The sequence below is a fragment of the Microseira sp. BLCC-F43 genome (genome assembly GCF_041929235.1).
Lineage (GTDB): Bacteria > Cyanobacteriota > Cyanobacteriia > Cyanobacteriales > Aerosakkonemataceae > Microseira.
The window spans coordinates 1-22,831 of record NZ_JBHFNP010000205.1 but is presented as its reverse complement, the minus strand read 5'-3'; the positions used below and the strand labels follow the sequence as shown (position 1 = coordinate 22,831).

Sequence of the window (22,831 nt, the reverse complement as noted above, 5' to 3'; positions counted from 1 at the left end):
ACCATGCAAATTAGACAGAAATACCCCAATGTCATCGATCGCCACCTGTTAGATGCCGCTATCTTGGCACTGTTGGCGATTATATACGCGCCCCTAATTTGGCATTGGTATGACGGTTGGCTGCATAAAAATATCGGCATCATCCACGAATATTTCAGCCACGGACTGATCGGGTTACCCTTTGCCGCCTATATTGCTTGGATACAGCGCAAACAGTGGCGGCGGTTACCCGATACGTTTAATCCCCTTGGTGCTGCGTTGCTGGTGCTGGGGGGAATTTTTTATCTGAGTGGGTTACCCGACTTTGCTAATTTATCCTTCCCGATAGTACTGGCAGGGCTTTGCTTGTGGCTCAAAGGTTTCCCCGGATTGAAACTGCAAGCATTCCCGCTGCTGTTGGCGTTTTTGGCAACGCCCAATCAAGCGCCCTATTTGATCGAACCACTAGCCTTACCCCTCCAGAGTTTTATCGCCCATACGGCTGGGTTTATCTTGATTCAGTTAGGCTTTCCAGTGACCGTGGAAGAGATTAATCTTTATGTAAATGGCAGGATTGTAGAGGTAGCGCCCCACTGTGCTGGCTTGAAAATGCTGTTTACCAGTTTGTATGTGGGGATAATGCTGCTGTACTGGACCGATACATGGCGATCGCGCAACAAATCAATTTTCTTTTTAGTCAGTGCAGTTTTGATCAGCGTCAGCGCTAATATCATCCGCAATACCATGTTGACCTTCTTTCATGGTAGTGGGAATGACCATGCCTTTGAAGTGCTGCACGAAGGCTGGGGCGGTGATGTTTATTCAGCCTGTATGCTGGGAATGTTGGTTTTGGTAATTAACGCGATTGACAGATTTTTTCCCGCCCAGTCCGATCAAAGCAACCCTCAAGAAGCGTTTGAGCAAAGCGATTCACCACAAGAGTATTGACTATGGTCGCGCTTTGTGCTATGCAAAGCAAATTATTCTTAAAACATAATGAATAACTTCTTTAATTCAAAATTTGGTAAGGGCAGGGTGAATAAAAATCTCGGTGAGACGCAAGCAATGCCAGTTAAACTCGCCCCTCTCAACTCAAAACTATCGAAAATTATCTTGTTGGTATGCCTGGTGCTACTAATGGGTTTGGGAGCGGTTCCCGGTTACCTAAAGGGAAGCTGGCGTTGGGAGAAGCCCCTATCTGTTGCTAATCTCAAACAAATTAGAAATTTACAAAAAACTGGCATCAGTTTGCCCAATTGGCAAACGTTGAACCAACAGCCAATTGAAATAGGCGGACACAAATGGTCGTTTCAGGTGATTGGGCGAGATGCCGAAACCCAGGCGATTTTGCTGCTGCGTCCAATGCGCGATGATAAAGATATGCCCCAGGTAGAGTGGGTGGATCTGAGGGGATTCCGGTGGTGGCAGACTCTTCAACCGCGCCAGTGGCAAACCGATGGATTTAGGCGATCGCAGTTTACAGTAACCTCAACCAATGCAGGTGGACAACCGCTGCAAGTCGAAGCCCAATACTTTCGCAACTGGATACAGGAGCGAAACTTTAGCGGCACTTTTGCCGTATTGCAGTGGTATGCTTGGCCTACTGGGGGCAACCCAGAACCCAACCGCTGGTTCTTTGCCGATCAAATTGCTCAGTGGCAAGGTCGTCGCCTTCCTTGGGTCGCAGTTAGCATCATGATTCCCATTGAACCATTAGGCGACATCGAACCCGCTTGGCGCGTTGCCGAGTCCCTGGGACAAACCGTTCAAGCTGCCTTAATTGCCGATGCGCTGAAGGGCAGTTAGAACTACTGAGGGTCAGCGCGGCTGATGGTGCTAAGATATACAGGCTTTTAGGGTTAGGCATTGCCCGCACAGAAGAAATGCACAAAGCAGCAGGTGGAATAAAATCCCAAATACAACCTTTTCTCGGAAAGGGGGAAAGTCCAAAGCTTAAAATATGGCGGCGTCTAACAGCTGGCTGCCTGTTCTCGCTTCACGCTGGCACCACAATTTTACCAGGGGCGCTGTTGCTGTGGATGCATCCCGAAAATACCTGGGCAGCTATCCCTAACCGGGAAAATGCAAAATCCTCGCTGCAAAATTCAATTGCTCAGTCGCAAATCCCCATCGTTCCGTTTGAACTGCAAAATACACCCCCCCAGCGGTTTCAGCCAAATCCCCAATTTAGAATCTACCGTCTGGGGCCAGGAGATAGCATTGGTGTTGTCGTACCGCGCTTTCCAGAACTGGGGGGTACTTTTGCGATTGACGGTGAAGGCAACGCCCTGCTGCCCCTGGTAGGCAAATTGCGCATCGCCGGTTTTACCCTCGAAGAGGCCCAAGAAAGGATTCGCGCCGCTTATAATCGGTTTGTGGTCAATCCGCAGGTCACGGTAGCTCTTGGGGCGCCGCGTCCAGGCCAAATCACCCTTACCGGCGAAGTCGTTAGACCGGGATTCTACGCCCTTGGTGGTTTGACGCGCCTCTTAACTGTGCTTGTGGCAGCAGGCGGCACTACAACTGAAGCTGACCTGAGAGCGGTTTTGGTGCGTCGGTTTCTCAACGATGGCTCTTATATCGAACAACGGGTAGATTTTTTTACCCCCCTGCTGGCGGGAGATCCGCTGCCAGATTTAGTAATTCAGGACGGCGATGCTGTAATCGTCCCTAAGCTGGAAGTTGGCAACCTAGCAACTTATGACCGCCAACTGGTGGCGCGATCTACCCTGGCGCAACCTAGTATTACGATTCGAGTCCTCAGCTACGATCGCAGTACAATCGCGAATCTTAGTCTTCGCAATGGTAGTACCTTTCTCGATGCTGTGACAGCGATTGCCCCCAGTCTCCAAACGGCGGATATTGGGAACATTGGCTTGCTCCGCTTCGACCCAGAACGAGGTCGGGTAATTATGCGAGAATTGAATGCTAGAAGGGCAATATTGGGCGATGCATCTCAAAACGTTCCTTTGCGTGAAAATGATACGATCGTCATCGGTCGCAACTTGCTGACTCGGATTAGGTTTGCTCTTACCACCATTACCCAACCTTTCCAAGATATTCTGCAATTCCTCTTCTTCTTCCGCTCGTTTACTCAGGGTACTCAGAATATTTTCTTGGGGCCGGGGTCGGGGACTGGGAACCCATAATAATAACTACCAATAGCTTTAATTTCCCTGGCAATAGCTACAACATTAAACTACTCGATACTCATAACTTTGTTGCCATGACACCACCCATTGTCAAGCGCTACTTCATCGCCTTCGATCAATACAAATTGATCGGATTAGCTGCATGGATTTTGATTGCGGGAGCATCTTTCCTCGTTGCCGCCAAGCAAGAGCCAGAACCCACCCAGTACACAGCTTCAGGCGCGATGTTGTTTATTCAGCCGCCGATAATTTTTTCCAGGACGGGCACAGATATTCAACAGCAGGCACAGATTCTCAATAAAGATGCTTTGCTCACCGAAGACGTACTCAAACTGGTGGCAAAGCGAGTCGGTGTGAAACCCGAAGAACTGGCCAAAAAGATAGGTCTCCAGCTACCCAAGCCGCCTGGTAAGGGAGAAGCCCCGCCCGCACCGCGATTTGCAATTATATACACCGATTCCAGCAAAGAGCGGGCTGAAGCTGTGGTAGATACTTTGATGAAAGCATTGGTCGAGCAGAGTCGTTCCCTGAACGTAAAGCGCTTGCGCTTACGCATCGATGAAATCAACAAACGCCTGCCGGCTGCAGAAAAAGACCTACGCAACGCAGAAAGGAGACTGGAACAGTATACCAAGCGCGAGGGAGTCTTGTTGTTGGCAGCCCGCGATGGCAGTATACTCTCCGGGATTACCGGCAGCCAAGCACAGCAACGGCAAATTCAATTTCAATTGCAAGGGATTGACGCACAAATGCGTAGCTTGCAGGATCGGCTGGGATTGACGGCAGATCAAGCTTATACCTCCTCGGCGCTGAGTGCAGACCCAATTATTGCCAGCCTGCGGGCACAAATCCATCAAGCGGAGACTCAGAAGCAGCTTCTGGGGGAACAAGGCTACCGCGCCGCACACCCGCGAGTTGTTGAGTTAGACACCCAGCTAAAAGCTTACAATCAATTGCTCGCAGAGCGATGGCGCGAGGTAATTGGCAACAAAGGTATAGGGCAACCCCTGGTCAGCAGCAGTAAAATTCGCCAGGATAGCAGTTTAGATCCGTCGCGGCAGCAGTTGGCACAACAGCTGGTGGGGTTACAAACTCAGCAGGATACGCTGAAGCAACAACTGGTGGCTCTCGCTCGCCAAGAACAGCAACTGCGGCGGGAATATCTAACGATTCCCAACAAGCAACTCGAGCAAGCGCGCCTGCAACAGACGGTGAAGCTGAAACAAGACCTTTACAGCAAAATACAGGCAGCTTTGGTGGATGCTCAAGCAGCGGAAGCCGAAACCGCTACTAGCTTGACGATTGCCGTTCCGGTATCCACCGACGAGATTAAACCAGCTCCCCAAAATCCTGTGCTGATAATTGCTGCGGGAGCAGGGATCGGGTTTATCGTCGGCAACGGTTTAATCTTCCTGTTGGGATCTCTGGGCGGCATCTTGCAAACTATGGAGGAAATCCGGGCAGCACTCCTACAGCGCGAGGTGGAAGTGCTGGGGATTTTGCCTTATATTTTGGTTGTCGATCCCCAAGCCGGTGATACACCGATTGTGGTGGAGCCGAATTCGCCTTATTTGGAATTGTACGAACGATTCCGCAGCAAACTGCGCCTCGCTGGGGAAACCGCGCCCAAGGTTGTATTGTTTACCAGCACGATCGATAAAGAAGGCAAGAGCGTCAGTGCTTATAATCTGGCGATTGCTTCGGCGCGTGCCGGTAAGCGCACGCTGTTGATCGAAGCGGATTTGCGCTCGCCCTCCCTGTGCAAGGCGCTCAAAGTCGCACCCGATCCCGATGCCAATGTGGAACCCCTACGCTACTACGGCAGCTTGAGCGAGTGCATCCGCTTAGTCCCAGAAGTGGAAAACCTTTACATAGTACCTTCCCCCGGCCCCATGCGCCAACCCGCCGCAATTCTGGAATCGAGCGAATTCCAACGCCTGCTGGAAGATGCTAAAGTTCGCTTTGATATGGTCATCCTGGACGCCCCGGCGATTAGCCTGTGCAACGATGCCAAGATGCTCGAACCGTTTACGGATGGCATGATCCTGGTCACTCGCCCCGGTTACACCGGCGGGAATTTGTTGGGTGAAATCGCCGATGAGCTTAGCGAATCGGAAGATATCACCCTGTTGGGTGCAATTATCAACGGAGCCGATATTTCCCTCCCAGCGCCTACTGCGGCAGAATCCCAGACTCTGCTGTCGGAAGAAACAGAGACTGTGCCACCAAAGCCAGCCTCTGTATCAACCAACGGTGCCAGGAAAAAATGAAACAGATGCGCGAAAAGCGATTGGCATACATATACCACACCAATCGCTTTTTGTCAATGCCATTGTTAAAATTGCTCGGATTCGGTATGAGAAAATAATCCCAAGAGGGGGCCGAGAATGGCGCCGAAGACAAATCCACCTGCGTGCGCCCAGTAGGCAATCCCACCGCTTTCCATGCCGATGTTAGAGCGGGCACCAAGGCTGGCAACACCGTATAATGCTTGCTGGACAAACCACCAACCCAGGAAAAAGTATGCGGGGACATATACCAGGAAATAGCCCAACAAAGTCAGGATTCTGGCATTGGGGAACCTGAGAATGTATGCACCTAAAACGCCAGCGATCGCACCCGATGCACCCAGGGAAGGAATCGCAGATCCTTGGGAAAAAAACCATTGGGTTAATCCCGCTAATACGCCGCAAGCTAGATAGAAAACTAAATATTTAACGTGTCCCAACTGGTCTTCGACGTTGTTACCAAAAATCCACAAAAACAACATATTGCCCGCCAAGTGCAAAAAGCCGCCGTGGAGGAATTGGGATGTAACCAGCGTCAGCCATTCCGGCACCAGCGAATTTACGACCGCATTGGCACAGCTGCCCGATAGCTGGCAGGGTACGACAGCTGCCTGTTGGAAAAACCCTAGCAGTTGTTGCGGCGGTAAACTCAGTTCATACAAAAAAACGAGGACATTAACGGCAATTAGACCGTAGGTGACATAGGGAGTAATTCTGGTTGGGTTTTCATCTCGAAGGGGAACCACAGGCTTTTTTCCTCACGATCGTCAAGCTGAAAGATAGCCGATTGCTGTGGCAGGTGTCTTCTAACTAATGTATGACTTATATGATGCCCGCCTAATAACCCTGAATAAAAATCTCGACCCGTCACCGTGTCACCGCGTCACCGCGTCATTCCTAACTATGACTTACAAGGAAAAAACCCCCGGTTGGTTAACCGGAGGTTTTAAGTATTTTGAGTTACCTACCAGCCGCTTTCAGCTGGAGAAAGCACGTAGGTGGCTACATCTTCAATTTTATTTCCAGCCGCTTTCAGCTTTAGATAGCACGTAGGTGGCAACATCTTCGATTTGCTGTGCGCTTAAACGACCGCCAAAGGCTGGCATCGCACTTTTGCCTTTCGTTACCTGGTTCTTAATCGCTTCCAAAGAATACATGTTGTATTTTTCCAGCGCCTCTTTCTTCAGGCTTTTATCTCGCATGATGACGTTGTTGCCACCTGCGTGACAAGCGGTACAGTTAGCAGTGAAGATTTTAGCACCCTTGGCTGCATCGCCTGCCATAGCGGGGCGGGCAAAGGAAACAGTTAACAGCGCGATCGCGACCATTACAAAGGATAAGAGCTTTTTCAAGATTGTTCTCCTCTTCTCAACACTTACATTCAACCAGAAATAGGCTGCACTAGATTATTTTATCCCCCAGCCTCTAACCCAAAACCAGATCGAAGCGAAGGTTTCAAAACTCTTCCGTTCCCCATCCGGGAGCCTTTTGCGCCGCCGTCAGGATGAAAGCAGCGATGTTCTCTACCTGCTGTTGCGACAGCCAAGTTTCGGGTACTTCTCGACACCAGTAGGTTTCAGCACTGCTGTCGTAGTTGACGGGGTGTCGCATGTAGGCCACCAAATTGGTGATGTTATCGCGGGGCGGGGTAGCACCTTTGAGCGCCTTTAGCGATAGGGATATGGGCGGATTGGGTAAGGTAGATCCGCCTACGTGACAGGTGAGGCAGTTTGTCTTGAACAATTGTTTACCAGAGGACAAGTCTTGGGGCGAAAAATCCCGCTTTTGTCCCCCAGAGTCGTATTCGAGAGCAATTGGTTGCGTGACTCGCAAATACTGGATCACGTAGGGGTCGATCTTGTCAGCTAGTGCGGGGGAACCGAACAGCATTGAACCCAGACAAATTGCCAAAATCGCCCATAGGCGGGGAACTGAAAACCATCGATGCAGCATGGGATGCTTAACCTTGTGAGATTGGTTGACATCTTCCCCATGCCTGAAGGCGAGGGGATTCCCAGAATCACTTCAAGGGGTGCCTCTTTCTTTGAGTTGGCTGACTTAGAGGAGTTTCCTCATCTAAGCAGAGGTCGTTCTCTGGAGGAGGCGTTAGTTCCTGTGTGCCCCACAGTAAGTAGTCCTAGTTCAAGTATGTTTGGTGCAGCGTTCCCATCTCGGTCTTGGATTTGTCCGCAGTCAGGACTCTGCATCGGTTCTGGCGCTAAGAGTTTTCTTAACAACCTTGCCACAGTTAGAACGGGAAGATGTTGGTAAAAGCGTCGTGGGGTGTGGGGCAGCATCCCACCCCTACACTTTTACGGGAATTACGCAAAGAAAACGGGTTTCTCTGAAAAATCGTTGGTTTGGCAACTAGAGATCTAGGTAGAAACCCGGTTTCTAGGATCGTCCTGGGTAAGTCCTGTTTTAAAAACGCTTTAGAAATAGATTTTACCGCCTCCCCATTTGATGCCCTGCACTTTAGGCTGGATCAGAATATAACCGGCAATCGCTGCCAAGTCATCTTCGGTGAGATTTCTCATTTCGGTGAAAATATCTGCACTCTTGAGACTGGGGTGGAATTCGGCAATTGACACTTCCCCATCGTAGCTGGTGGGATCTTTCAGGTAATCCACCAATGCCTCAACATTATCGCGGGGTGGGGTTGCTAAAGCAAGGGCTTCAGGCTCGAGACCGACGTTGGGGTCTGTCTTCGTAATCCCCCCAGGGTGACATTGAGAACAGGTATTGACAAACAGGCGTTTGCCTTGCTGCACTTGTTTGATGCTTAGAACCATAGTGTCACCCGCCTCATTCTTTTTCACGGTGCGGGTGTCTTTGTCGAGTTCGACAGCAAAAGCACTACCGACCAGCATCTGAAAGGTAAAAACTACGGTAGCTAAAGCAAGCAAAATGGATCTTTTAAGCATGGTTCTCCCAAAAAATGAGGCTTGAGTGCGGTTTTCTCCCGTTATCGCCTTTGGTTTAACGGGTCTTCCCAACTTTGCGGGTGTTTCCTGCTACGGGCGCGGCTACAAGCTGTTAGTGCAGAACGCGCTCACCGTCTACAGGCATAGCGGGTGTTGTTTTTTGGCTCGCGCTTCCCCAGGACTGCCGGACTAGCGGAAATTTCCGACAAGCTGGGTGCTATTTTTGACATATTTACCATCAGGGTTGGCGATGTGCTTGGTTCCTCTAGGTAAATCTTCCTAGAGGTCGGTGCAACCGGGATTTTTTTGAGCCATAATTGCGGAAATAATCGCCTTCGCATCCTCCAAAGCCAAACGGGTGTTTTGGTTTTTGTAGGCGATTCCCATGCGATCGCAAAGACTCATCACTTCTGCGACGGAAGTGTCGTGGTCTGATGCGATTTCTGCAATCGACAGATCTGCGAAACCCATACTGGTTGAGAGCCAAAATATCGAGCCAGTTTCAGCGTCAAGCATACTGAGTCAAGCCGCCACCAGTTCAGCAGTCCTGAGTTTTGTTCGCGAATAAAAACGCTGCTTTAAATGCACAATTCAGGCAAAAAAGCAACTATTTTCATTCAACGCTCAGCGCCGAGGAGGCTGCCGCACTCAGCACAGACACGATCACTATGATGCCACTGAGCGGTTCCTTTCCCAAGCCGATTTCAGATTTAACAGCACTTACGCAAAGAAACAAGGGTGATACGAAAAATCCTTGGTTTGGAAACGAGAGATCAACCAAGAAACCGGGTTTCTGGCAACGCCCTTGCGTAAGTCCTGTTTAAGCGAGAGGGAAGCGGGAAGCGGTAAAAATCGGGATCAAACTTAGCCCCAGAGGTAATACGTCTGTGGCAAAAATATGTGGGGCGGGCAATTCTGCCCACCCCACAAAGGCCAAACAATTCAATTTCAACCACTCAAGCTGTGAGATTTGCTCGGGAAAATAGGGAACGCGAGTGGATGCCTGGGGCATAGCGCTGCCATTTAACCTCACACCACCCCGATCGGAGACGGGCCTGAGATTTTGGTAGACTCGGCTAAATGGTGTGGTGTCGGCAGGGGCTGATGCAGGCTAATTAGCTGCGCCAGGGTGGCTTTGAGTTGGGTACGGGGTACGATCGCATCTACAAAGCCGTGCTGCAAGAGATACTCTGAGGTTTGAAACCCTTCCGGTAACTTTTCTCGCAGCGTTTGCTCGATTACCCGCCGCCCTGCAAACCCGATCGTCGCTTTCGGTTCTGCCAGGATAATATCTCCTAACATGGCGAAAGAAGCGGTGACGCCGCCGGTTGTAGGATGAGTCAGAACGGGTACGTACAGCAGCCTTGCTTCCCGGTGACGCTCCAAGGCAGCTGAAATTTTTGCCATTTGCATCAACGAGAGCATTCCTTCCTGCATTCTCGCACCGCCAGAGGCGCAGACGATGACTACGGCTAGACGTTCGCGGGTTCCTCGTTCTATCAGGCGGGTGAGTTTCTCTCCCACTACCGATCCCATGCTACCGCCCATAAACCGGAAGTCCATGACGCCGAGGGCGATGGGTTTTGCTTCGATTTGACCGACTCCGGTTTGTACGGCGTCGGCGAGGGCGATTTTGTCTTGAGTTTCCCGCAAGCGATCGCGGTATGATTTGCGATCGCGAAACTGCAACGGATCGGTTGGACGCAGGTTAGCGTCCATCGGCATCCAGGTATTAGCATCGATCAGCTGGTGGATGCGTTCGTCGCTATACACCCGCATGTGATGACCGCACTCGCGGCAGACCATCTGATTAGCTTTCAGGTCTTTAGTGTAGGCCATCACCCCGCAAGCTTCGCATTTCGTCCACAATCCATCGGCAATCTCCCGCTCTTGCCGATCTAAACTAATGGGACTGGATTTCCGTCGATTTGCAAACCAATCAAACAGAGACATTAAGTTTTTATAAGTCGAAAGTATTTGACTGAGTAATTTTCAATCCTAAGCCATTCCCCTGACATATATTGGATTGGTGCCCAGAGCTGGGTTTTATGGCTGCTCCTCCTCCACAGGACCGGGTAGCAGCAGGGCTGTCCATCGATCTTCTGGATGCACCTGCAATGCTGCGAAAGCACCTGATCCCAGGTAAGAAGCCATACCCAGGTCAAGAATTCGACTGGGAATCTCGTGGGCAGCCAGGATTTGCTGCATTAATTCGGCTTAAGAGCGCTTACTTGTCGTCAACAGCGTAATCCAAGACACAGGTAGATTTTATCAGACCTTGACCTGCGACGGATTCTTTTGAGGACTTAGGCAAAGAAACCGGGTTTCTCTGAAAAAGAGATCGCAGCTTGAAACTTTGGTGATAGGAACGCGCTTGCGTAAGTCCTGCTTTTTTCTTTCCTAACGTTGCTCTCAACCAACCTGTTGCAACAAAGCCTGTTGGTGAATTGACTGCCGCACTGGTATTTCAATAATGAACTCTGTTCCCTCACCAGGTGCTGAAATACACCTTAATTTACCTCCGTGTTTTTCTATGACAATCTGATGGCTAATTGACAACCCTAACCCAGTCCCTTTACCTACAGGTTTTGTGGTAAAAAATGTGTTGAAAAGTTTGGAGCGGACTTCCTCGCTCATGCCAGATCCGTTGTCGGCAATTCGGATCGCCACCCAGTCGCGGTTTATTACTTCAGTGGTTATGCGAATGGTAGGAACTGGGCATAGGGCAAGCGCAAGCGGGCATTGGGTCTTCAGCCAACTCGAATCTTCTATGCTTGTAAGGGGCTTTTTTGCCTCTGTCTCATTGGCGATTTCTAGGGCATCGATCCCATTGGTAATCAGATTCATAAACACCTGGTTCAACTGCCCTGCATAACACTCTACCAGGGGCAACTTGCCATACTCTTTAATAACTTGAATACCTGGCCAATCTGACTTGGCTTTTATTCGGTTATGCAAGATTAGGAGCGTGCTATCAATGCCTTCATGAATGTCTACCGGCTTCATTTCTGATTCATCCACGCGGGAGAAGTTACGCAAGCTACGCACAATGTCCCTGATTCGATCGGATCCTAACTTCATTGACCCCAGCAATCTAGGCAAATCTTCAATTAAAAATTCTAGGTCGATCGCCTCTATTTCAGCTTTAATTTCCGGACTCGGATTGGGATAGTGCTGGTTATAGAGGTTCAGCAGGTTAAGCAAGTTTTGGGTATAGTCATTAGCGTGGCTAAGATTGCCATAGATAAAGTTAACCGGGTTATTAATTTCATGAGCTACACCAGCAACCAATTGACCCAGGCTGGACATTTTTTCGGTTTGCACCAACTTGGCTTGGGTTTTCTGGAGTTCTTGCAAAGCTTTTTGTAATTCCTCTGCTTGCTCTTTCGCGTACTTTTCCGACCGCTCCAACGATTCCTGTTTTTCTTGCCTGTACCGCAGGTTTTCTTTGATTTCTCTTACATGTTCTAAGGTTCTTTTAATCGTAATTTCTAAGTCCTGAAAGTCTAACGGCTTCGTCAGAAAATCAAATGCTCCCCGGTTCATTGCCGTTCTTATTTTTTCCATGTCGCCATAGGCAGACATAATGACTGTTTTAATCGTCGGGTCGATTTCGTTTATTTTATTCAACAGAGATAACCCATCTAAACCTGGCATATTAATATCGGTTATCACCATATCTATTGGTGCTTCTTCTTGCATTTTTTTTAATGCTTCTAATCCATTCCTGGCATACACAAAATCAAAAAATTTGCCCCGAATATTTTTTCGGAACTTTTGGCGAATCAACCTTTCTAAATCTCTCTCATCATCCACCACAAGTATTTTAGCTGTCATTTTATACCTCCCAAATAATGATGCTGAAACTAGAACTAAAATTCACTTATTTTTATTTAAACATTCAACTTGGGCAAAACAATAATAAACTCCGTACAAAGTCCGGGTTCGCTTTCCACTTTAATTTCCCCGCTGTGTTGCCCGACGATGATATCGTGACTGATAGATAAGCCTAAACCAGTCCCTTCCCCAGTTGGCTTGGTTGTAAAAAAGGGATGGAAGATTTTGTCCCCGATCTCTAGCGGTATGCCAAAACCGTTATCTTTGAGCCGTATTTCTACAAAATCCCCCATATTTTTAGTTTTCACTGCAATTCGCGGTTCAAAATCTTGGCCTAGTTTAAGTTTCTTTTCTTTCACTGCATAGCAAGCATTGTTAATGATATTGATAAAAACGCGGCTAATATCTTGCGCCACGATTTCCACCAAACTAATCGAATCATCATAATCCGTCTCTAGGGTAATATTAAAGTTAATGTCCTTGCCGCGCATTGCGTGATAAGATAGCTGAACCGCCTCAGACAATAAAGCGTTGATGTCGGATAATTCTCGTTTACCGCTACTCTCCCGCGAGTGTGATAGCATTCCCCGGACAATACTATCAGCTCTTTTTCCGTGCTTGTTGATTGTTTGGATATTTTGCTCCAAGTCGTTTAAAATACTGTCGATATATTCAACAGTTTCACCTGACAAAACTCGCTCTTTTCCGTTGTTAATTTCTGCCGCTAGTTCCTGAATAAGTTCAGAGGAAACCTCGGCAAAATTGTTGACAAAGTTTAGAGGATTTTTAATTTCATGGGCAATTCCTGCCGTTAATGCTCCCAGAGAAGCTAGTTTTTCTTGGGCGATAATCTGATTTTGCATGGTTTTGACCTGTTGCAGAGTCTTGGAAAGTTGTTCGTTTTTTTCTTGGAGTTCCCTAGTTCTATCTAATACTTTTTCCTCCAATGTGTGATAGAGCAAAGAATTTTCAATCGAGATAGCGACTTGGGAGGTCAATAATTTTAATACCTCTAACCGCTCTTTAGTAAATACTCCTGTTGCCAGATTGTTTTCAAGATAAAGAATAGCAATCAATTTTCCTTGATACAGAATTGGCGCGCATAATAGAGACAGAGGTTGGGAGTTGAGGATGTAGCGATCGCTGGTAAATATGCCCTCTTTGGTTGCACGATCTAAAACGACATCTTCTTGAGTTCTGGCAACATAATTGATAACCGAAATTGGTAGTTCTTGGCTGGTTTCAACGGGAAGAGACTGCAAGACAACTACCTCATCTTTTCCGGCTTCTGCTGCTGCTTCGATATGCAGTTGCTCGGATTTGGCTAGAATCAAAAATCCTTTCTCTGCAGCGGCGTTCTCTATCAATATTTTTATCAATTTTTCCAGCAATTTTTCCAGAACAATTTCGCTATAAATAGCGTGTGTTGCTTTCATCACCGTGGCTAAGTCTAACAAGCCGGTACTGGTTCCATTGGTGGTTGTAGTTGTCTTTATAGCCTTTTCAAACCCGGCATTTTCTTTGACTAAATTTCGGGAAATTAATTGGGGATATTTTTCATCTAAGTTTCTGACTTTTGCCTGACTGCCCCAGCGAATATATCCATAGTAGGCATCGGTCATATAGGTCTTAGCAATCTTGTTTCTGCCGCCAGATAGGTAAAACAAGGCGGCTAGTTCGTTGGCGAGTGCTTCTTCTTGGATATACCCCTGTTCGTTCGCTCCCTGAATGGCTCTGTCATAATACTCCATTGCTTTCATATTTTGCCCTAATACTCGCGCTTTTTCTGCCTCGACTAGCTCGTATTTGTGCTTGTAGTTATACGGAGAATGTCTCGCCCAAAACCTCATTTTTTTCTGATTAGCTTGCACTTGTCTCAGGACAAGGTTTTGCTCGAGTTCTGAAACGGAAGTATAGATTGCCAGTCGCACCAAAGAATCGTAGAAATAGAAGTGAGGCACAATTGGCTGCGCTGGTACGCTGGTTACATACTGTGCTGCCAAAGTAGCATTTTCCAGGGCTTGAGGATAGTTGCCAAACAGATAGCAAAGGATCAGTTTGTGCAAGTGCAAGTAGTAAAGTGCCTGCATATTATTGGCTGCTAGATGTTCGGGTAGCGATCGCTCCTCGTTATACGCTTCACCGATTAAACGGCAGGGATCGACACAACGCCCCATCAAGTTCAGAACTACCTGCCGTAATTTCTCGTTATCGTTTAAAGGGATTTGTTGCTTGAGTTGGCGAATGGCATGACTATATGACTCTATTTTGCGCTCTAAACCTGTGAGTTCCTCACCTATCAAGTAGGAAGCTTGACATTCAAAATAATGAGTCCAAGCCGGACCTTCTAAATTTCCACTTTCTAGTCCGCTTTGATATGCTGCCTGCAAAAGTGATAGGCTTTCTTTGAGATGAGATTTCCAATGTAAAATAAAATTTGCAACAACCAGTAATAGCTTGGCATTGATTGACTTATCGCCCAACTGCAACGACAAATTTAGCGCTAGTTGTCCGAATTGATAGCCTAATTCAATGTTATTCGCGATCGCGCAAAGGAGCATGCCATAACTAGAATAAGCAAAAGCAGAAGCGGGGGCATTGCCGTGGGTGATGGACAAATTCACCTGTGACAACGCAATCAGCACATATAGTTTCGGGGCAGCATGGTAAGCCGCAGGAATTATGCTAGTCAATATCTGCATAGCTGCCAGGGAGTACGCATCGGTCATTTGCGGCAAGTTCATTAAGTCTTCAATGCCGTTTTCAGGAATTAGGGAAGCGGTTTCTGCCAATGCCCGATTAATGTCTTCTTCTGTAGGTTCTTCTGGAAAGTACACTCCCAGTAATTTCAGCGTTTGTAGCGCTATTTCTATACCTTCCAGCAGTTTTTTCTCTGCTACGCAAGCCAGGAATTTGCATTCATAAACTTTGGTTTTTTCGAGTATGTTCTTGGCTTTTTGCACTACAATTTCAGCTTTTTGTTGCATCCGCTCAAACTCACCGCTGAGGTAGGCTGCCTCTGTTGCTTCGACATACAATGCCCATGTCAAATCGTAGTTAGTATCCCACGCATTTGCACTTAAAAGTTCTAAACCTGCATTCAAATATTTAAAAGCTAGTTCATAAGCAATCGCTGCTTTTGCCTTGCGTCCGGCGATTAAATTTAGTCGCGCTAATTCATCTTTTTCCGATTGTTGAGTCAGAATGTCAATTCCCAAATTCAACTGATTGACAATATCAAAAATATTGGCTTCTATTTCCTCTGCTGGTGTGTTTTTCAGCAGCAATCGACCGATTTTTAGATGGGTAGCTTGTTTCTGAGACTCTGGTATCAAAAAATACGCTGCTTGCTGCACGCGATCGTGTAAAAACTTATACGCAACTCTATAAATTTGGGATTTCTCTACATCCAACACTAAAGGAATTTTGTAAGATTCGCTCAAGGGAAGAATTAACCCCGTTCGTAAAGCTGAGTAGAGTTCAATCGCTGTCTCTCTGGGGGATTTTTCATTGACAATTGAAAGCACATCTAGAGTAAATATGTTCCCCACACAAGCTGCTAGTTTGAGTACTTTCTGTGTAGCTAGCGGGAGTTTTGCAATTCGAGAAGCTACCAGTTCTACTGCACTTTTCTCTGCGATACCAATTGCCTGAATTTCTTCTATATTCCACTGCCACTCCCCTTTTTTTTGCCCTGTTGGTAAGGAGGTAAAGTTAAATTTTAATAAGTTTTCGCTCTTGAGTTCCTGGAGCAATTGCGTTAAGAAAAATGGATTACCTCCTGTTTGATTAAAGATTAAATTTGCCAGTTCATTTACTTTTTCTCTTGTTTGTTTCAAAGTATCTGCAATTAACTGGGTCACGTCGCCTAAATTTAACGGTTGCAGCACTATATGATTGACAACAATCCCAGTTTTATGAATTTCTTCTATTGTCTCAATTAAAGGATGGCCCGCACTTACTTCATTATCCCGATACGCGCCAATTAATAACAGATATTGACTGTCGGGGTCGGTCATCAGCAATTGCATTAACTTTAAGGTAGCTGAATCTGCCCACTGTAAGTCATCTAGGAATATTACCAGTGGGTGTTCTTTTTGGGTGAAAACATGAATGAATTGTTTAAACACCCGATTAAATCGATTCTGAGTTTCGGTAGGTGGGAGTTGGGGAATTTCTGGCTGTTTACCGATGATTAGTTCCACTTGGGGAATTACATCGATAATGACTTGTCCGTTTTGTCCTAAAGCGTCTAAAAGTTTGTTTTTCCAAATTTGCAATTTATCTGCTGGTTCGGTTAACAATTGCCCCATTAATGACTGGAATGCTTGAATTATAGAAGCATAGGGAATATTCCGCTTAAACTGGTCAAATTTTCCAGCAATAAAATAGCCGCGCTGACGTACTATCGGTTTATGAATTTCTTTAATAATAGAAGTTTTCCCGATACCGGAGTATCCGGAAACAAGCAATAGTTCAGTTTGGGATTGCTTAGTTTCACCACCTGCTACACGTTCAAAAGCTCCCATTAATCTGGTGACTTCTTGTTCCCTGCCATAAAGTTTTTGCGGTACATTCAATTGACTGGCATAGTCTAATTGACCAATGGGGAAATTCTCAATTTTTCCGGTGGTTTGGAGTTGAGTTAGGCAAGTTTCTAAATCGGCTTTTAATCCCCAGGCGCTTTGATATCTTTCTTCTGCGGTTTTCGCTAATAGTTTCATGACTATTTTAGATATTGCCTGGGGAATTTCTGGAACAATCTCATGAGGTGCGGCGGGGGTTTTGGCAATATGGCAGTGAATTAATTCTAAGGGTTCTGTAGATTTAAAGGGTAATTCTCCTGCGATCATTTCATAAAAGGTGACGCCCAGGGAATAAAAGTCGGTGCGATAATCTAGGCTGCGATTCATTCTCCCTGTTTGCTCTGGCGACATATAGGCAAGCGTGCCTTCTATTAAGTTGGGATTGCTAATTTTCGGGATTTCTTTAACCAGGCGCGATGCGATGCTGAAGTCGGTAATTTTTACTTCTAGAGTTTTTGGATTGATAATGATATTGGAGGGTTTAATATCTTTATGGATTATGTTGTTCTTATGCAGTTCTCCTAGACTTGATGCTAGCTGAATGGCTATGTTGAGAAAATCTCCGATCCCTATTGGATGATCGCAGATAAATTGTTGCAGCGATCTCCCGCCAACATCTTCTAAAATTAAAGCTATACCGTTTTGATAATTTTCTAAACTATAAGGTTTAATTATCCCGGCTAAATCCAGGTCTTTAGTTATTTCGTATTCGTGCTTTAAGCGGGTAATGTCTTCCAGGGTGGGATATTCGTGTTTGAGGATTTTCACGATCGCTGGAAATTCATCTTCTTCCCTCTGCCCTCGATAAATAACCGTTGTGGCACCTTCTTGTATCAATTTTAAATTTTTGTAGCCAGGAAGAGTCACCATGATAGTTATTTTTTAAATTTATATATATACAAATTATTCTCTAAATCTATAGTTGTGGACTGTGATTCTAATATCAGCTATTTTGCGATCGCAGTCACCACAAAAAATTGATGTAATTATTAATTTGTTACTCTGGTAAAATTTACGGGTCTTTGTTTTTGCTCTCGCTACAGCAAGCCTTCAGTAAATTCCGCATTTTAAAGGATAAAAAAGGTAGTAAAATAATTGTCATCTATCGTAAGATAGATTTTTTTAGGAGGCCAGAAAAACCTGAGACGATCTAGGCGATCGCATAAGAAACAGGACTGACGCAAGACGAGAAAAGAAACAAAGGTGAGATGTGGATCTCTGGTTCCCAAACCCAGGATTTTTCGTAGAAACCGGGAAGCAAGCGCCTAAGTCCTCCGAAAATTTCCCAGCAGGAATCAAGCACCCAAGGCTAGATGTACCCAACCTAGGATGGTCTGTTTGGGGATCAAGCGCTACTAGGAAGGGATTACGCGAGGGGGAAGAATAATTTGAGGTAGGTGGATAGAATTGCCTCGCCTAAGAAGACGGTTACACCTGCACCAAGTGCCAGAAATGGACCAAAGGGCATGGGTTGACGGCGACTGAGCAAACCGAGAGCGATCGCAACAGAACCCACCAACGCCCCCACCGCACAAGCAAGAAACCCCGCCAGCAACAAATACTTCCAACCCAACCAAGCACCCATCATCGCGGCTAATTTGGCATCGCCGCCACCCATCGCGGTTTGCCCATAAACCATCGAACCTGCCAAAATAATCGCGTCAAACAGCCAAATTCCCAACACCGCACCCACAACCCCTGCCATGAGTTGATTTGCTACACCGGCGGTACTGTTATTTGCTAGAAAACCGACAACCCCTTGAAACACCAAACCCAAAACCAATCCCGATTCGGTAAGCGAATTTGGCAGCGTCATGGTATCGAGGTCAATTAGGGATAATGCCAGCAACCAACTCAAAAATGCCCAATAACCTAAAGTTTGCGGGGCATAACCAAATTGCCAGAAAACGAGCAAAAATAGGATGCTGGTGGCTGCTTCCACGATGGGATAGCGCACCGAGATGGAAGACTTGCAATAGCGACAGCGTCCTTTTAAGTGCAGCCAACCGAAAATCGGCACGTTGTCATAGGCTTTTAATTGGTTAAGGCATTGGGGACAGCGCGACGGGGGAAATAGTAGCGATAACCCTGCTGGTACGCGGTAGGCGACAACGTTGAGGAAGCTGCCAACCGATGCCCCCAGTATAAAGACAAACAGGATTGCTGGTAGCGCTGTGAGGATATCCATAGTTAAAGATTGCAGATTGAACAATTGCAGATTGCAGATTTGATTCAATACACAAGATGGCAAAAGCTGTAGGGGCACCGCCACCTAGATATCTCGGATATTTTAATCACATTAATCCTGTTCCCTACAACCAAGGATATTTTTGCTGTAGGGACACGGCCACCTAGAGAGCGGATATTTTAACAACATTAATCCTGTTCCCTACAACTACAATCTGAAATCTCAAATCTGCAATCTGAAATTTCCCTAATATATTTCTGATTCAATCTCGTTCAATGGGATAAAAATTTCTTGGAATAATAGGATGGGCTTTTGAGAAAAAATCAGCTTTCCTCGGTAGGTAACTTGATTAATTACCACTCCAACGGGACGCTTTACCATTCTGGCATTGCTCTCGTAGTAGGAGCGGTAAATTTGTTGAGCTGCTTGGAGTAAAGCGAGTTGTCTTAAGGAGGAGAACTCGCTGTTGTCTTCCCAATTTTCTGCGGATGTGTCTGAAGCTTGCACCACTGATTCATCCTTTGCTTGTTGAGCTAATTTAATCATCGCGAGCCTCCTTTAATGGCTGCTCTTCAAATTGACATCCTCCCTACCCTACTTCGTTGAGGGTAGGGATTCCTAAGAATTGCTTCCTAGGTTTCCTAGCTCTCGGACACTTACCTAGGTCAATGACCCCCGGCAGTACTTCTCCCCAGGCAATTTCTGGCACTGCAAGACCTGCAGCGCCTACACCTCGAATCATGACAATCTGTGCAGCAGCAACATCTCTATCAGTCGTATATCCACACTGAGGAGACTGCTGAGATGTGTAATCAGCATTTACTTTTGCCAAGTAAACTTGCTGTTTCCAACACACCGATTGCAAGATGTTGATGAACTGACCAAATCTAGCATCTAACCTGTGTTTTGAAAACATCCCTTTTGCCCATGTTTTTAGGTTTAAGTCTTCCACAAAAACCCTTCCAGCATTTTGGACTATGTGATGCGCTAACTTAACGTTAAAATCCTTCTGATTGTCATGAATCCGTTGGTTACCCCTGGCAATCTTTAAGTTTAGTTTTCGCCAGTTTTTAGACCCTTTCTTCTTATGCTTCAGTCTACGTTGTAGCAATTTCAGCTTACGGTGTAACTCATTAAAGAATCGAGGTCTAGCGATTAACTCTCCATCAGATGTTGCTAAAAACTTTTCTAACCCCAAGTCAATTCCAACAGGATGACCATGAGGCGTTGCATCAGGTACTTGCACATCACACTGCAATGACAGCATGGCAAAGTACCCAGAGGCTTTCTTGAGTATATGAACCTGCTTAAGCTTGAATCCGTCAGGAATTGGACGAGACAAGCGCATCTTGACCCAACCCAGTTCTGGCAGCTTGATTAAGTCTCCCTTGACGGGGTTGGTCTTAAACTGAGGAAACACACGCATAACGCATTCTTCCAGATTTTTTGCATCTGGGGAAACCCATCCTTTTGCGACTCATATCAAGGAACCCTGTCTCAAGTTTTCTCAAAACCTGTTGCAAAACTTGAGCGTTGACCGACTTGAGTTCAGTATTGTTTTCCCTTGCCTCGGTTAAAGATTTCGCTTGTTTTACATAATTTGGGTATGGTTCATCACCAGGGATTATATACTCAGAAACTAGAGAGCAAGCGTTGACATCCGATTTGCGAGAATTGAGCCAGTCTTTGCGAGCGCGCCTAGCATAATTCCAGACTTTACGACAAACATTTAAGTCATGTTCGATGGCTATTACTTGTTGCGTTGTTGGCTCAATTTTGTACTCGTAAGTTAATGTCAACACCTGCATCACCTCCTGCGCTACATTATGGCAGATTTAAATGTAGAATTAAGCGAAGGCTGGTAAATTTTGAGCGAGTGCGGTCTTGGGGTTTTCCCAAATGGAGTATCTCGCGTGCAGGGATTGACCTGCCAAAATTTACAAAGTGAGTCCATGTACCAAGGGCTTAGTTCGTTGCAGCGGGAGTCATAGAGCCAGCCAGACCTCCCGTTAGGATAGCTCACGATTGGGAATTTTCCAGCGCTTTGAGCAGAACATCTCCCATAGCGCGGCAACCTACTAAGGTCATCCCTTCGGACATGATATCGCCGGTGCGATACCCTTGGTCTAATACTTGCAGGACGGCGGTTTCAATTTTATCGGCGGCTTGGGGTTGATTTAAGCCGTAACGCAGCATCATGGCGGCGCTGAGTACTTGGGCGATGGGGTTGGCTTTATCAAGTCCAGCGATATCTGGGGCGGAACCGTGGACGGGTTCAAAGACGCCTGGGCCGGAACTGCCTAGACTAGCTGAAGGTAACATGCCGATGCTGCCGGTGAGCATGGCGGCGGCGTCGGAGAGAATATCGCCGAACAGGTTGCCGGTGACGATGGTATCGAATTGTTTGGGCCAGCGTAGCAATTGCATGGCGCAGTTGTCTACGTACATGTGGGATAGCTGGACGTTGGGGTATTCTGGTGCGAGTTGGGTGATGCGATCGCGCCACAACTGCGACACTTCCAGCACGTTCGCCTTATCCACCGAACATAGCTGACCTTTGCGCTTCTGCGCCGTTTCAAACGCTACCCGCCCAATGCGATCGATTTCCGATTCGGTGTACGCCATTGTATTGACGCCCCGCTTTTCCCCAGTTTCGGTAGCAAATATGCCCTTGGGTTGTCCGAAATAAATCCCCCCCGTGAGTTCTCGCACCACCATAATATCCACGCCTTCGACCACTTCTCGCTTTAAAGAGGAGGCGTTGATTAATTGGGGTAATATTTTAGCGGGTCGCAGGTTGGCAAATAGTCCCAATCCCGCCCGCAGTCCTAACAAACCTCGTTCCGGGCGTTGGTTGGAAGGTAAAGTATCCCACTTGTAGCCGCCGATAGCTGCTAGCAATACCGCATCGCTGTCGCGGCAGATTGCCAGAGTTTCGTCGGGGAGGGGGTTGCCGGTTTTATCGATCGCTGCGCCGCCGATGGGGGCTTCCTGAAAATCAAAGTTTAAATTAAGTTGCTGACCGACCGCTTTTAACACATCTACCGCGACGGTGATAATTTCCGGGCCAATGCCATCGCCAGGTAAAAGGGTAATGCGATATTGCTGCTGTTGCATTGATGAAAAACTGCCTCCGAGACTGCACCCCCGAACCAGAAAGCGCTGTTATTTTGAGAGCGATCGCGGGGTGGAATATTTCATTTTCTCACATCGCGCCCTGGTTAATTCCATTGCTCTGGTTCAACCCATCAACGCCGCGTAGGGACACGGCATCAATAAGTTTGATCCCATTGCTGAGAGTTTTTCCCTGCCGTGTCCCCACAATGTTGTATATTTTCAGCTAATTCCGCCAGGAGCCTCACACTGAACCCGGAGGGTCTGTGTTGAGACGGTAGGCTTAAATGCTGGAAGTGGTTCCAGCATCGCCTACCTCAGGAATGGCGGGTCTGTCGATGGGGTTCAACACCCCATCGACAGACAAACTCCTAATGTATTGGCGAAGCACATCACTAATCGTTCTTTCCGTAAGCTCACAGTACCGCTCTAGGTGAGCTTTTTCTCTATCTGCAATCCTAAAGTTAATCTGCTGCATATAGCTTATATCTATATATTTGCTATAATTATTCCATGAAACTAGCTTACCAGTTCAAACTACTACCAACTTACATTCAAGCCGGACGTATGAAGCGGTGGCTTAATATGTTACGTCACGCCTATAACTGGATGTTGGCAGATAGGTTTGATTGGTGGGAGATGAATGTGCGATTCGTTTAGCCGAAACCGAATATCGGAGGATGGCTAGCAAGGCAAGAACCTTGACAACTTGATAAACATGATGGTGAGGAAAGTAACCTAGAAATCCAAGTCCATCCCTCTT

General features: G+C 46.8%; 21 protein-coding genes. 6 read left to right on the top strand and 15 right to left on the bottom strand.

All coding sequences use genetic code 11. The features are described from left to right. Positions 1–3 precede the first annotated feature (3 nt). The 4 genes from crtB to ACE1CM_RS27915 all read left to right on the top strand — a co-directional run bounded on the left by crtB (position 4) and on the right by ACE1CM_RS27915 (position 5,401). Complete coding sequence (crtB, locus tag ACE1CM_RS27930; RefSeq protein ID WP_374882124.1) at positions 4–927, top strand: cyanoexosortase B; 924 nt, start codon at positions 4–6, stop codon at positions 925–927. A 48-nt stretch (positions 928–975) separates the two neighbouring features. Further along, positions 976–1,785, top strand: coding sequence for a cyanoexosortase B system-associated protein (locus ACE1CM_RS27925; RefSeq protein WP_374882123.1), 810 nt, complete (start codon positions 976–978; stop codon positions 1,783–1,785). A gap of 77 nt (positions 1,786–1,862) precedes the next feature. Next, entirely contained in the window at positions 1,863–3,128 is a 1,266-nt protein-coding gene (locus ACE1CM_RS27920) for a polysaccharide biosynthesis/export family protein (RefSeq protein WP_374882122.1), read from the top strand. Positions 3,129–3,205: 77 nt separating this feature from the next. Next, positions 3,206–5,401: a GumC family protein gene (locus tag ACE1CM_RS27915; RefSeq protein WP_374882121.1), complete on the top strand. Its 2,196-nt coding sequence runs from the start codon at positions 3,206–3,208 to the stop codon at positions 5,399–5,401. A gap of 65 nt (positions 5,402–5,466) precedes the next feature. Here the strand turns inward: ACE1CM_RS27915 and ACE1CM_RS27910 are convergent, their stop codons facing one another. From ACE1CM_RS27910 to psbV2, 3 genes are all read right to left on the bottom strand, one after another. Further along, positions 5,467–6,165, bottom strand: coding sequence for a rhomboid family intramembrane serine protease (locus ACE1CM_RS27910; RefSeq protein ID WP_374882120.1), 699 nt, complete (start codon positions 6,163–6,165; stop codon positions 5,467–5,469). 270 nt (positions 6,166–6,435) lie between these two features. Then, a complete protein-coding gene (petJ, locus tag ACE1CM_RS27905; protein ID WP_374882119.1) occupies positions 6,436–6,771 on the bottom strand; it encodes a cytochrome c6 PetJ in 336 nt (111 codons plus the stop codon). A 103-nt stretch (positions 6,772–6,874) separates the two neighbouring features. Beyond that, positions 6,875–7,372 carry a photosystem II cytochrome PsbV2 gene (gene psbV2, locus ACE1CM_RS27900; protein ID WP_374882118.1) on the bottom strand — a complete coding sequence of 166 codons (498 nt, stop codon included), beginning with the start codon at positions 7,370–7,372 and terminating at the stop codon, positions 6,875–6,877. A gap of 202 nt (positions 7,373–7,574) precedes the next feature. On the opposite strand from psbV2, the gene ACE1CM_RS27895 reads away from it, so the two are divergent. Continuing rightward, positions 7,575–7,790, top strand: a complete 216-nt coding sequence (locus ACE1CM_RS27895) for a hypothetical protein (RefSeq protein WP_374882117.1) — start codon at positions 7,575–7,577, stop codon at positions 7,788–7,790. Between the two features lie 61 nt (positions 7,791–7,851). Here ACE1CM_RS27895 and psbV read toward each other — a convergent pair whose 3' ends face one another. The 12 genes from psbV to ACE1CM_RS27835 form a co-directional block, all read right to left on the bottom strand. Continuing rightward, on the bottom strand, positions 7,852–8,343 hold the full coding sequence (gene psbV / locus ACE1CM_RS27890) for a photosystem II cytochrome c-550 (protein ID WP_374882116.1): 492 nt from the start codon (positions 8,341–8,343) through the stop codon (positions 7,852–7,854). A 279-nt stretch (positions 8,344–8,622) separates the two neighbouring features. Next, positions 8,623–8,859: a translation initiation factor IF-2 gene (locus ACE1CM_RS27885; protein WP_374882115.1), complete on the bottom strand. Its 237-nt coding sequence runs from the start codon at positions 8,857–8,859 to the stop codon at positions 8,623–8,625. Between the two features lie 513 nt (positions 8,860–9,372). After that, positions 9,373–10,296: an acetyl-CoA carboxylase, carboxyltransferase subunit beta gene (gene accD / locus ACE1CM_RS27880; protein WP_374882114.1), complete on the bottom strand. Its 924-nt coding sequence runs from the start codon at positions 10,294–10,296 to the stop codon at positions 9,373–9,375. A gap of 93 nt (positions 10,297–10,389) precedes the next feature. Further along, positions 10,390–10,551 (bottom strand): hypothetical protein, encoded by a 162-nt coding sequence (locus tag ACE1CM_RS27875; protein ID WP_374882113.1) that lies wholly within the window; start codon positions 10,549–10,551, stop codon positions 10,390–10,392. A 204-nt stretch (positions 10,552–10,755) separates the two neighbouring features. Next, positions 10,756–12,180: a response regulator gene (locus tag ACE1CM_RS27870; RefSeq protein ID WP_374882112.1), complete on the bottom strand. Its 1,425-nt coding sequence runs from the start codon at positions 12,178–12,180 to the stop codon at positions 10,756–10,758. A gap of 56 nt (positions 12,181–12,236) precedes the next feature. After that, complete coding sequence (locus ACE1CM_RS27865) at positions 12,237–17,636, bottom strand: AAA family ATPase (RefSeq protein WP_374882111.1); 5,400 nt, start codon at positions 17,634–17,636, stop codon at positions 12,237–12,239. A gap of 496 nt (positions 17,637–18,132) precedes the next feature. After that, positions 18,133–18,954, bottom strand: coding sequence for a prepilin peptidase (locus tag ACE1CM_RS27860; RefSeq protein ID WP_374882110.1), 822 nt, complete (start codon positions 18,952–18,954; stop codon positions 18,133–18,135). A 246-nt stretch (positions 18,955–19,200) separates the two neighbouring features. Beyond that, complete coding sequence (locus tag ACE1CM_RS27855; RefSeq protein WP_374882109.1) at positions 19,201–19,500, bottom strand: hypothetical protein; 300 nt, start codon at positions 19,498–19,500, stop codon at positions 19,201–19,203. A 43-nt stretch (positions 19,501–19,543) separates the two neighbouring features. Further along, positions 19,544–20,380, bottom strand: coding sequence for an RNA-guided endonuclease InsQ/TnpB family protein (locus tag ACE1CM_RS27850; RefSeq protein ID WP_374882108.1), 837 nt, complete (start codon positions 20,378–20,380; stop codon positions 19,544–19,546). After that, positions 20,358–20,756 (bottom strand): helix-turn-helix domain-containing protein, encoded by a 399-nt coding sequence (locus tag ACE1CM_RS27845; RefSeq protein WP_374882107.1) that lies wholly within the window; start codon positions 20,754–20,756, stop codon positions 20,358–20,360. Before ACE1CM_RS27845 ends, ACE1CM_RS27850 begins: the two co-directional genes overlap by 23 nt. A gap of 217 nt (positions 20,757–20,973) precedes the next feature. Continuing rightward, positions 20,974–22,071 (bottom strand): 3-isopropylmalate dehydrogenase, encoded by a 1,098-nt coding sequence (leuB, locus tag ACE1CM_RS27840; RefSeq protein WP_374882106.1) that lies wholly within the window; start codon positions 22,069–22,071, stop codon positions 20,974–20,976. 280 nt (positions 22,072–22,351) lie between these two features. Further along, positions 22,352–22,546, bottom strand: coding sequence for a hypothetical protein (locus ACE1CM_RS27835; RefSeq protein WP_374882105.1), 195 nt, complete (start codon positions 22,544–22,546; stop codon positions 22,352–22,354). 35 nt (positions 22,547–22,581) lie between these two features. Here ACE1CM_RS27835 and ACE1CM_RS27830 point away from each other — a divergent pair, with 35 nt between their 5' ends. Then, the gene (locus ACE1CM_RS27830) at positions 22,582–22,728 is read left to right on the top strand and encodes a helix-turn-helix domain-containing protein (protein ID WP_374882104.1); all 147 of its coding nucleotides are present in this window, start codon (positions 22,582–22,584) and stop codon (positions 22,726–22,728) included. Positions 22,729–22,831: the final 103 nt, after the last annotated feature.

What these genes read in the sequence shown, in the direction of transcription:
- ACE1CM_RS27870 (WP_374882112.1), bottom strand. Translation starts at nt 12,180, where the DNA reads ATGACAGCTAAAATACTTGTGGTGGATGATGAGAGAGATTTAGAAAGG.
- crtB (WP_374882124.1), top strand. Translation starts at nt 4, where the DNA reads ATGCAAATTAGACAGAAATACCCCAATGTCATCGATCGCCACCTGTTA.
- ACE1CM_RS27885 (WP_374882115.1), bottom strand. Translation starts at nt 8,859, where the DNA reads ATGCTTGACGCTGAAACTGGCTCGATATTTTGGCTCTCAACCAGTATG.
- psbV2 (WP_374882118.1), bottom strand. Translation starts at nt 7,372, where the DNA reads ATGCTGCATCGATGGTTTTCAGTTCCCCGCCTATGGGCGATTTTGGCA.
- ACE1CM_RS27835 (WP_374882105.1), bottom strand. Translation starts at nt 22,546, where the DNA reads ATGCAGCAGATTAACTTTAGGATTGCAGATAGAGAAAAAGCTCACCTA.
- ACE1CM_RS27925 (WP_374882123.1), top strand. Translation starts at nt 976, where the DNA reads ATGAATAACTTCTTTAATTCAAAATTTGGTAAGGGCAGGGTGAATAAA.
- ACE1CM_RS27830 (WP_374882104.1), top strand. Translation starts at nt 22,582, where the DNA reads ATGAAACTAGCTTACCAGTTCAAACTACTACCAACTTACATTCAAGCC.
- psbV (WP_374882116.1), bottom strand. Translation starts at nt 8,343, where the DNA reads ATGCTTAAAAGATCCATTTTGCTTGCTTTAGCTACCGTAGTTTTTACC.
- ACE1CM_RS27850 (WP_374882108.1), bottom strand. Translation starts at nt 20,380, where the DNA reads ATGCGTGTGTTTCCTCAGTTTAAGACCAACCCCGTCAAGGGAGACTTA.
- ACE1CM_RS27875 (WP_374882113.1), bottom strand. Translation starts at nt 10,551, where the DNA reads ATGCAGCAAATCCTGGCTGCCCACGAGATTCCCAGTCGAATTCTTGAC.
- ACE1CM_RS27915 (WP_374882121.1), top strand. Translation starts at nt 3,206, where the DNA reads ATGACACCACCCATTGTCAAGCGCTACTTCATCGCCTTCGATCAATAC.
- ACE1CM_RS27855 (WP_374882109.1), bottom strand. Translation starts at nt 19,500, where the DNA reads ATGATTAAATTAGCTCAACAAGCAAAGGATGAATCAGTGGTGCAAGCT.
- ACE1CM_RS27920 (WP_374882122.1), top strand. Translation starts at nt 1,863, where the DNA reads ATGCACAAAGCAGCAGGTGGAATAAAATCCCAAATACAACCTTTTCTC.
- ACE1CM_RS27860 (WP_374882110.1), bottom strand. Translation starts at nt 18,954, where the DNA reads ATGGATATCCTCACAGCGCTACCAGCAATCCTGTTTGTCTTTATACTG.
- ACE1CM_RS27865 (WP_374882111.1), bottom strand. Translation starts at nt 17,636, where the DNA reads ATGGTGACTCTTCCTGGCTACAAAAATTTAAAATTGATACAAGAAGGT.
- accD (WP_374882114.1), bottom strand. Translation starts at nt 10,296, where the DNA reads ATGTCTCTGTTTGATTGGTTTGCAAATCGACGGAAATCCAGTCCCATT.
- leuB (WP_374882106.1), bottom strand. Translation starts at nt 22,071, where the DNA reads ATGCAACAGCAGCAATATCGCATTACCCTTTTACCTGGCGATGGCATT.